The organism is Candidatus Polarisedimenticolia bacterium (assembly GCA_036001465.1).
Lineage (GTDB): Bacteria > Acidobacteriota > Polarisedimenticolia > Gp22-AA2 > Gp22-AA2 > Gp22-AA3.
The window spans coordinates 1-8,362 of the sequence record DASYUH010000091.1 but is presented as its reverse complement, the minus strand read 5'-3'; the positions used below and the strand labels follow the sequence as shown (position 1 = coordinate 8,362).

The window sequence follows — 8,362 nt, the reverse complement described above, 5'->3', positions numbered from 1 at the left end:
CGCTCGGTCAGATCGAGATAGGTCTTGAGGGCGCTGCCGCTGGCCCGGAAGGAGCGCCGGAACAACTCCGCGATCTCGCGGCGGTCGAGGACGCCGGCGCGGTAGGCGTCGTGGATCTGCTGGCCGAGGAAATACCCCAGCTCGTGGATCAGGATGTTGCCGCGGCGCGGCTCGGAGCGGATGCCGGCCAGGATCTCGGGGGGGACCTCGTCGTACTTGTCGTAGTTCTGCTCGAATTTCTTGTGCAGCAGGATGAACTCGATGATGGTGTTGAAGTCCTCGTAGGAGAAGCGGGTCTCCCGCTCGATGGTCTCCTTGTCCTTGCGGTAGTACTGGTACAGCTCGGTCTCGAAGAAGTGGTTGCGGCTGGGGTCGAGGAGCTTGGAGCCGAAGAATCCGAGCGCCTCCTCCAGGACGCCGTTGTAGAACAGGTCGTGCTGCGGCATCTCGCGCGGGGCGTTCTCGTAGATCTCCCCCTTCAGCGTGAGGTTGATGAAGTGGGCCGCCTCCTCGCCGGCGTGCATCACGTTGAGCTGGCCGATCAGGATGGCGTTGATGCGCGGGATGTAGCAGGAGCCGCGCTCGGAGATGTGGCCGGTGATCTCGTGGATCTCCTCGTCGGTGAACTGGTGGCCGCGGAGGAGATGCTCGAGCTCTTTGTCCTCGAGGCCGGAATAGACGTCCGGATAGGCGTCGACCAGGAAGGTGCGGGACCGCCCGGGGCGGCGCACGACGTGCGTGTACTTGTCGATCCGCAGGAACCTCAGGATGGTGTCGATCATGTTGTACACGGTGGAGCTGAGATCGACGTCCCCCTCGTCTTCGGCGTCCCCCTTCCACACCTCGAGCGTCTGGCGGTACGCCTCGTACTTGGCGAGCGGGCTGGTGTTGAAATGGCAGAATCGGTCGGGCCCCAGGCTCACGACGTCGACCTGCTCCTGGCCCCGCTCGGCCAGCTGCCAGTAGATGTCCTCGAGGTTCTGCAGGACGATGACGCCGCGGCGCTCGAGCCCCTTGGCCTTGAGATTGGCGGTCACCTTGCCCGGCAGGTGGTTGCGCGCCAGATGCGATTCGCCGATCACGACGACGATCTTCGCGCCGGGCCGGGCCTGGACGATGTCGGCGACGCGCGCCGCGGCGTGGGCGTCCCGCTTGCCGATGTAGCGGAGCCCTTTGCGCGGCTCGCTGTCGATGCCGTAGACGGAGAGCCGGCGCTCGCGCGCCGCCTCGAAGATGCGCCGGAAGGACTGCCAGTCGTAGCCCCAGTCCAGGTCGTAGCGGATGCCCCGCAGGAACTCGGCGTCGCCGATCTCGTCGGCCATGTACCGGTCGAGGATCTTCTGGCTGCGGGCGTAGACCATCTCGACGCACAGGACCACTTCGCGCGATCGCTCGGCGATCTCCCGCAGCAGGCGGGCGGCGAACCCCTGGGACGCCGGCAGGGCGTGGTAATCGCCGATGTAGACGATATCGGCCTTGTAGCAGGCGACCACCAGGTCGTCGAACGAGGACGGCCCCTCGATGTGGGAGAACTCGTCGTGGAAGTCCCGGATGTATCTTTTGCGGGCGTTGCGATCGACGCCCAGGATGTCCCGCTTGAGGCGCGCGACCGTGGACCGCTGCAGGGCGATCTCTTCGCGGATCTGCGGGGAGGGCGTGGTCAGGGGAAGCTGGCTCGACATGGCGGGCTCACGGGCCGGACGTTCAGCGCGCCCGCGCGCGCCCGGGAACGGGAAGGATGCGAAGCGCGACGCTCAGTTGCCCTTGGTCTCCTTGTTCTTCTGATCTCCCTGCTCTCCGCCGCCGTGCATGGCCTCTCTGAAGTTGCGGATGCCGGCACCCAGTCCCTTGGCGAGCTCGGGAATCCTCTTGCCCCCGAAAATCAGGAGCAGAATGATGAAGATCAGTATCAGTTCAGGAACGCCGATTGGACCCATGTGTCTGGCCCCCCAAGCGAACCATCTTAGCCCCCGGTGGGGGGTTAGTCAATGAGCGGGGGTCCCCGGCGGAGGCAGGATGAGCCTCTTGTTCCCCTCGCGGCGCGTCACGCGCAGCTGGTCGAAATGCTCCAGAAGCGGGATGGCGTTCTTGCGGCTGGTCCCGCTCAGCTCCTTGAACTCGGAGATGTCGATCACCGGGCTTCTGTCCCTCTGCCCCCACAGGCGCTGCTTGAGGTCATCGATGGCACGGGCGTGGAACACCTTGCCGTCCGGGATCCGCACCAGCCGCCCGCGCGTCAGGAGCAGGTGGAACAGGCGCGCGACCTGGTTCGCGTCGGCCTTGAGGGCCGCCGCCAGGTCGTCCGGCTCGGGCGGGTTGGTCCCGGCGGCGGCGAAGCGTCCCTCGATCTGCTCCATGAGCGCCGTCTCGGGCCCGGACAGGGCGATCCGGTGCGCGGAGGCGGCGACCCGGTCCTTCTCCATCCGGATGGCGCCGGCGCGCACGAGGTCGGCCAGCATGAATTTGAAGACGTCGGGATGGGTTCGATCGAACAGCCGGGTGCGCAGCTCCTCACGCGGGAGCCCTTCCTTCAACGGCTCCTTCTTGTGGAACGCCTCGAGATCGGCCACGACGCGGGCGGACAGGGCGCGCCAGACCTCCCCCTCGACGTAACGGACGGCCGGCGCCGGCAGCGCCACGACCCGGCCGGACCGCACCATCTCCTTCAGCTCGCGGGCAATCTCCTCGGGATCGAGTCCGGTGAGGGACCTCAGGCCGCCCGAGTCGATGCCGGACACGCCGGCCTCGTCCAGCAGGGTCAGGATCCGGGTCGCGGGCGCCGGATCGGCCAGCCGCGCGAACCGCTCGCGCCCTCCCGGTGCCGACGGGCGCAGCTTGGGCGGCTGGTTGTGCAGAACGGTCCCCCCGGCGATCGTCACCGGGGGTGAATATCGGCGCAGGATGAACCGGTCCCCCGGCAGGGCGGCCACGGGGCTCTCGAGGCGCAGCTGGGCGAAGCCGCTGCCGCCGGGAGGGACCGCCTTGCCTTCGAGCAGCTTCACGCGCGCCATCGCCTCGAGCGTGCCGTGATGGAAGCGGACGCGCGCCATGTCCCGCAGCGGCGCCTCCGGCTCCGGCAGGACTTCGATCTCGACGTCGAGCATGGGCGCCGGCTTCAGGATGCCGGGCACGGTCAGGAGATGCCCGCGCTCGACCGCCCCGGCCTCGACCCCTTGCAGATTCACCGCCGTCCGCTGGCCGGGGAGCGCCTCCTTCGTCAGCTGGTTGAAGACCTCGATGCCGCGCACGCGGGCGGTGATCGCGTGGGGCAGGACCGCCACCTCGTCCCCCTCGCGGATCGTGCCGGCGATGAGCGTCCCGGTGACGACGCTTCCGAACCCCTTGATGCTGAAGGAGCGATCGACGGGCAGGCGCATCAGCCCCTGCGCCGGGCGGGGCGGGACCCGGGCGGCGAGGTCCCGCAGGGCCGATTTCAGATCGGCCAGGCCGGCGCCGGTCCGGCTGCTCACGGCGACGACCGGGGCCGACTCCAGGAACGACCCGGCGGCGAACTCCTTCGCCTCGAGCTTCACGAGATCCAGGATGTCCGGCTCGACCAGATCGCTCTTGGTCAGCACGATGATGCCGTGCCGGATGCGCAGCAGGCGGCAGATGTCGAAGTGCTCCCGGGTCTGCGGCTTGATCGACTCGTCGGCCGCGATGACCAGCAGGACGAGGTCGATGCCGCCGACCCCCGCCAGCATGTTCTTGACGAAGCGCTCGTGGCCGGGGACGTCGACGAAGCCGAGGCGCGTGCCGTCCTCGAGAACGAGGCTGGCGAACCCGATGTCGATCGTGATGCCCCGCTCTTTCTCTTCCTTGAGGCGGTCGGGGTCGGTGCCGGTGAGGGCCAGGACCAGGGCGCTCTTGCCGTGGTCGATGTGGCCGGCGGTCCCGACGACGATCTGGCGGGGGGTGCTCATGGCGTGAGGTCCTGCGGCCGGGTTACTCGCGGACCCGTTTCACCTTCTTGACCTCCTCGTCGTAGTACTTGCGGAACAGGAGGTCCCACTCGGCGCTGCCTTCCGGCAGGTCACGTCTCTGCGCGGCGATCTTGCGGCGGATCGCCTCTTCCATCTCGTCTTCCTTGATCAGCTCGGACTCGAGGATGTTCAGGATACGCAGGCGGATGTCGTTGAGGTCGCCCAGGAACTCGATCCCGTCGTCGTCCTCCATGGCGTTGATCAGGAGGTGGGACAGGTGGACGCAGCGCTCGTGGCTCAGCTTCACGAGATCACCAGCTTGCGGTCGCGCGCCAGCTTCGACTTCACCTTGCGGAAGAGCTCCTGGTAGTTGACCATGCCGCGGTTGATCTCGTCCGAGTAGTTCTTGAGGAGCTCGTGGACCTCCTCGTTCAGGCGCTCCTCCGCCTCCAGGTCGGCGGCGAACACCTGGGCCAGGAGATCGATCGCCTTCTCCGGGTGGTCCGCGGTGATCAGCTCGTCGCGGATCAGACCGCGGACGATCTTCTGGGACATCGCTTCGACCTGGTCGCGCGTCAGTCGCATGGGCCGCCCGTTTCCGTTGAATTCGTGCCGCCGCAGAATAGCACAAAAAAATTCCCCGCGTCGCCGCGGGGAATGGGTGGAGCCTCGTGACCCGGTCTCGCGCCGGCCTCCGAAAGGAGGCGGCCGGCGGTGCTCAGTGCGACAGCGTGTCCTTCTCCCGCATGCGCGCCGCGGGAATCTCGTCCGAGTGCGCCCGGCCGTTCCGCGCGGCCGTCAGCCCGTCGGTGCGCTGCTGGCGCGCGATCAGCTTGCGCAGGCGCTTCTTCGCCTGGTTCTCGATCTGCCGGACCCGCTCGCGCGACACGCCGAGCTTCTCGCCGATCTCCTTGAGGGTGAAGACGCGCCCCCCCTCGAGGCCGAATCGGTTGATGATCACCGTCTGTTCCTGGTCGGTGAGGCTGCGCAGGGCCATGCGGATCACCACCTGGCTCTCGTTCTTGATCAGCTCGTCCTCGGGATTGACCGAGCGGCCGTCGACCAGGTAGTCCGAGATGGGCGTGTCCTTGTCCTTGCCGACCTTGTCGTCGAGGGACAGCTCCCGCAGCTTCATCTGCAGGATTTCGTCGATCTTGGCGATCGTGACCCGGAGCTCTTTCGAGATCTCCTCCCGGTCGGCCTCCCGTCCCAGCTCCTTCGCCAGCATCCGCTCCGTGTTGCGGACGTTCCGGACCTTCTTGAGCTGGTAATTGGGGATGCGGACCATGGCGGAGTGCTGGGAGAGGGCCTTCAGGATCGATTTGCGGATCCACCAGATGGCGTAGGTGATGAACTTGGTGCCGCGGGAGGGGTCGAAGTGGTGGGCAGCCTCGATGAGGCCGATGTTCCCTTCGTTCAGGAGATCCTCGAAGGGCAGCCCCATGTTCTTGTACTCGCTGGCAATCTTGACGACGAAGCTGAGGTTGGACTTGACCAGGTCGTGATAGGAGCCGTCCTTGCCAACCATTTCGCCCATCCGGACGGCTATGGCGTGCTCTTCCTCCTTGGTGAGCAGCGGGAACTCGCTGATCTCCTGGAGGTACTTCGAAACACAGGAACTTCTTTCGAAAGAACGATTTGCCATCAGGCTCGTCCTTCTCCTTTTCCCCTCACCTGACCCGGTATGTCAACTTCTTTTCCCTTGACTTCGCTTTTGTAACGCCATACATTTAGGATAACTTTTTGTGGGTTCGACCGCGTGGACGCGGAGCCCCCTCATGAAGACGTTTTCGAAAGTCGCGTTCGGAGACACGTGCATCCTCCCGAGAGGCGCTTTCGAAATTTTGAGAGGCTACCGGCAGCGCGCTTGGTCTCGACGGTTTCATCAAGATATTGACGCGGCGAATGGTTATGGCTGTGTGAGCTGACGACGCAAGTATATGTTGGCGCGACAAGCGTGTCAAGAACTTTTTGGGTTAGCCACATTGGCATGAAGTACTTGGTTTTTCAGTCGTTTCGGACGGATCACACGGGATTTACCGCATGATGACGTCAAAATTCAAAAGACAGTCTTTGCTCGTAGGTTCCAGAATCCGGTCACTCCGGAAGGATCGGGCGCTCACGCAGGCCGATCTGGCCCACCGCATCGGCATCCAGCAGTCCGATCTGTGTCGCATGGAGAACGGCGAGTACAAGGTCAGCCTCGAGACGCTCTTCAAGATCCTGTCGATCTTCGAGATGAACATCGCCGATTTCTTCAACGAGGACGCGGGGGGCGCGGCGCGCGAGCGCGAGTTCGAGTTCCTGCGGCAGTTCCAGAAGCTCCCTCCGCGCGTGCAGGACGAGGTGCAGAGCTTCATCCAGTTCAAGCTGCAGACCGAAGACAGGGTCCGGGACGAGAAGGTCAAGAAGGACAACTGAGGAGCCCGAGATGGCCTCCGAACTCGAGACCAGGTACTCCGAGTTGACGGCTGAGGGTTCCTATCAGGTGCAGCAGGGCGAATACCGGGTGGCCGCGGGCCATTTCGAGTCCGCCCTGCAGCTGGCGCGCGAGATCGGCGACCAGTTCCTCGTCGACCGCGCCACCTGCAACCTCAGCACCGCCCGTCTCAACCTCGGGATGATCCAGGAGGCCGAGAAGGGCCTTCGCGAGATCCTGCTCAAGCACTCCGACAATCACATCATCTTCCTCGCCTCCTACAACCTGGCCAGCGCCCTGCGCAAGCAGGGGCGGCTGCAGAAAGCGCTGCTCTACGCCAAGCGATCCTTGCGGGCCTGCGAGTCGCTCGACAAGGTCGCCTGGACGGCGACCTGCCACAACCTGATCGCCAACATCTACATGAACATGAGCTACCTCGACGACGCCATGGCGGAGTACCGCTTCGCCCTGACGATCAGCCAGAAAGGGAACCTCGGCACCTTCACCCCGGTCGACTTCATCAAGGAGAACCTGGGCTACTGCAGCCTGCTCAAGAAGCGGTACCACCAGGGAATCGCCACGATCCTCGAGGCGCTGCAGATCTCCCTCGCCAATGGCAACACGCGCTGCCTCGTCGAGTGCTACCAGGACCTGTGCTTCGCCTACATGCAGCTCAAGGAGCTGAAGCGCGCCGAGGAGTACGGCGAGAAGGCGCTGGCGATCGCCACCGAGCGGGACTACAAGGACATCCTGAAGAACTGCTACTACCTCCTCGGCGAAGTGAACCTTTTGATGGAGAACGAGGAGCGGAGCGATTTCTTCTTCGACAAGCTGCAGGAGCTGTATCCGCACCTGCCGGTGCTGAAGCAGTTCCTCAGGACCTTTGACGTGAGCAATATCCTGAACCTGAAGAACCCCTTCTAGGAGCGGGGCCGTGGGCGGACGGATGAAGGCGAAAGCGATCGGGATCGGAAGCGCGGCGCTTCTGGGCCTCGTCGCATCCTGCCTGCCGGCCTCCGCCGAGCCCCGGACCGTAATGTCGGGCGACGGCAAGCTGGTCTCCGTATGGGAGGAGCGCGGTCGCGCCAACCCGGGGCGCGATGCCGTTGTGTCGTCGATCGCCTTCTCGGTGACCGACGCCTCCGGGACGCGCGTCGGCACCGTGCCGCCGACCGGCGACGCCGCGCGGGATTCGGCCCCCTTCCTCGCCACGGACGGCAGCGGCTCGCTGGTTCTGGTCTGGAGCCGGTTCGACGGGGTATACCGCAAGATCGCCTTCTCGCGGTTCACCGACGACGCGTGGACCAACTTCCGCTTCCTCACCTTCGGCCCGGGGAATGATGACCTGCCGCTCTTCGCGGCCGGCCAGGACGGCTCGTTCCTGTTTTATGTGGTCCAGCCCAGTCGGTTCTTCTACGCGCCGATCGATCTCGCCTCGGGAGTGCTCTTCGGGCCGCCGCGGGCGATCGACGTCCTGGGCCTGGGGCGGCAGAGGCCCAGGTTGAAGTCCCCCGGGAACGGCCCCCTTCAGGGAGTGACGGATGCCCCCGTCAACTGGCGGGGCTGCCGGGACGGCGGCTGTGCCGCCCAGCAGAGCCGGATCCTCCTGCCTGGAGGGGGGACGGTGCAGGGAGGGATCGACGCGCCGGTCGTGCTCCACTGCGTCAAGGCCCACGCGTGGGGCGTCGGGTCGGGCCATGGGTGCCGCAAGCAGGTCCTGGTTTTTCCGACGGCGGACGCCGGGACGGTGATGGTGGCCGAATTCCTGAACGGCCGGGTCAGTCTCCTGGCCTTCATGCCCGCTCCGGCTCAGGCTCCGCTACAGTTCGCGGATTTGCTCGCCGAGCGCTTCCTCCCGAACGCCTGCAACTGATCTCCGTCAGTGGAAAGGGTAGTTCTCGTCGTCCCGCATCACGCGGAAACGGCGGCGCCGCAGGCGCCATACGATGCCGTTCCAGAAATCCTTCAGCCTCCAGACGCGCTTCAGGTAGAGATAGCCGAAGAGCATCCCGCCCAGGTG

At 65.4% G+C, this 8,362-nt stretch carries 9 protein-coding genes; 3 read left to right on the top strand and 6 right to left on the bottom strand.

The window, feature by feature from the left end; all coding sequences use genetic code 11:
* From VGV60_16505 to VGV60_16480, 6 genes are all read right to left on the bottom strand, one after another.
* Nucleotides 1-1,682 (bottom strand): ChaN family lipoprotein (locus VGV60_16505; GenBank protein ID HEV8702875.1); only part of this gene is annotated, 1,682 nt, incomplete at its 3' end.
* A 72-nt stretch (nucleotides 1,683-1,754) separates the two neighbouring features.
* Nucleotides 1,755-1,937, bottom strand: a complete 183-nt coding sequence (locus VGV60_16500) for a twin-arginine translocase TatA/TatE family subunit (protein HEV8702874.1) — start codon at nucleotides 1,935-1,937, stop codon at nucleotides 1,755-1,757.
* Nucleotides 1,938-1,985: 48 nt separating this feature from the next.
* Complete coding sequence (selB, locus tag VGV60_16495; GenBank protein HEV8702873.1) at nucleotides 1,986-3,923, bottom strand: selenocysteine-specific translation elongation factor; 1,938 nt, start codon at nucleotides 3,921-3,923, stop codon at nucleotides 1,986-1,988.
* A 22-nt stretch (nucleotides 3,924-3,945) separates the two neighbouring features.
* Nucleotides 3,946-4,230, bottom strand: coding sequence for a DUF507 family protein (locus VGV60_16490; protein HEV8702872.1), 285 nt, complete (start codon nucleotides 4,228-4,230; stop codon nucleotides 3,946-3,948).
* Nucleotides 4,227-4,508 (bottom strand): DUF507 family protein, encoded by a 282-nt coding sequence (locus VGV60_16485; GenBank protein HEV8702871.1) that lies wholly within the window; start codon nucleotides 4,506-4,508, stop codon nucleotides 4,227-4,229. Before VGV60_16485 ends, VGV60_16490 begins: the two co-directional genes overlap by 4 nt.
* 133 nt (nucleotides 4,509-4,641) lie before the next feature.
* Nucleotides 4,642-5,568: an RNA polymerase sigma factor RpoD/SigA gene (locus VGV60_16480; GenBank protein ID HEV8702870.1), complete on the bottom strand. Its 927-nt coding sequence runs from the start codon at nucleotides 5,566-5,568 to the stop codon at nucleotides 4,642-4,644.
* A gap of 398 nt (nucleotides 5,569-5,966) precedes the next feature.
* On the opposite strand from VGV60_16480, the gene VGV60_16475 reads away from it, so the two are divergent.
* Genes VGV60_16475 through VGV60_16465 form a run of 3 tightly spaced genes read left to right on the top strand, consistent with a single transcriptional unit; the run spans nucleotide 5,967 to nucleotide 8,215 of the window.
* A complete protein-coding gene (locus VGV60_16475) occupies nucleotides 5,967-6,344 on the top strand; it encodes a helix-turn-helix transcriptional regulator (protein ID HEV8702869.1) in 378 nt (125 codons plus the stop codon).
* A 10-nt stretch (nucleotides 6,345-6,354) separates the two neighbouring features.
* On the top strand, nucleotides 6,355-7,266 hold the full coding sequence (locus VGV60_16470) for a tetratricopeptide repeat protein (protein ID HEV8702868.1): 912 nt from the start codon (nucleotides 6,355-6,357) through the stop codon (nucleotides 7,264-7,266).
* A gap of 10 nt (nucleotides 7,267-7,276) precedes the next feature.
* Entirely contained in the window at nucleotides 7,277-8,215 is a 939-nt protein-coding gene (locus VGV60_16465) for a hypothetical protein (GenBank protein HEV8702867.1), read from the top strand.
* Nucleotides 8,216-8,362: the final 147 nt, after the last annotated feature.

What these genes read in the sequence shown, in the direction of transcription:
- VGV60_16470 (HEV8702868.1), top strand. Translation starts at nt 6,355, where the DNA reads ATGGCCTCCGAACTCGAGACCAGGTACTCCGAGTTGACGGCTGAGGGT.
- selB (HEV8702873.1), bottom strand. Translation starts at nt 3,923, where the DNA reads ATGAGCACCCCCCGCCAGATCGTCGTCGGGACCGCCGGCCACATCGAC.
- VGV60_16475 (HEV8702869.1), top strand. Translation starts at nt 5,967, where the DNA reads ATGATGACGTCAAAATTCAAAAGACAGTCTTTGCTCGTAGGTTCCAGA.
- VGV60_16485 (HEV8702871.1), bottom strand. Translation starts at nt 4,508, where the DNA reads ATGCGACTGACGCGCGACCAGGTCGAAGCGATGTCCCAGAAGATCGTC.
- VGV60_16480 (HEV8702870.1), bottom strand. Translation starts at nt 5,568, where the DNA reads ATGGCAAATCGTTCTTTCGAAAGAAGTTCCTGTGTTTCGAAGTACCTC.
- VGV60_16500 (HEV8702874.1), bottom strand. Translation starts at nt 1,937, where the DNA reads ATGGGTCCAATCGGCGTTCCTGAACTGATACTGATCTTCATCATTCTG.